Source organism: Massilimicrobiota sp. An134, assembly GCF_002160815.1.
In the GTDB taxonomy this organism is placed as follows: domain Bacteria; phylum Bacillota_I; class Bacilli_A; order Erysipelotrichales; family Coprobacillaceae; genus Allocoprobacillus; species Allocoprobacillus merdigallinarum.
The window spans coordinates 1-509 of sequence record NZ_NFLH01000093.1; the positions used below are offsets into that span (position 1 = coordinate 1).

At 38.9% G+C, this 509-nt stretch carries 1 protein-coding gene; it reads left to right on the plus strand.

The window, feature by feature from the left end:
• Positions 1–75 precede the first annotated feature (75 nt).
• Positions 76–509, plus strand: a 434-nt coding sequence (locus tag B5E79_RS14095) for a transposase (RefSeq protein ID WP_479684576.1), incomplete at its 3' end; no start/stop codon positions are given.

A 509-nucleotide genomic window follows, 5' to 3' on the forward strand; every position in this document is an offset into this window, starting at 1 on the left:
GATAATGTTGTTTTTGGTGCCATCTCTACCCTTCATACTTTTGGCAGACCCCTTGAATTCAATCCTCATATCCACATGCTTGTCTGTCAGGATGCCCTCAATCTCAGGAAGGACTGCATCAAAAGCCTTGCCTATATGGATTTCAATAAGCTCAGAAAAACCTGGATGTTTCAGATCCTTGACCTTCTTGACAGGAAAATCAACACAAGACAATTCCATGCACTTAAAAATTACCTTTATAAAAACTATCCCGACGGTTTCTATGTCTATGCCAAAGAACCAAAAAAAGATCAGAGCGAAGATGATGTTGATGATACCGTCGCATATATAACACGCTATACCAACAGACCTGTCATGGCAGAAAGCAGAATTGTAGAATATAATGACACAACCAAAATGATTCATTGGTTCTATAATCGTCATGAGGATGACAAAAGAATCGATGTCACTGAAAGAGTTGAGAGATTCATCCAAAAAGTCATCAGACACTGTCCGGATGAAAACTTCAA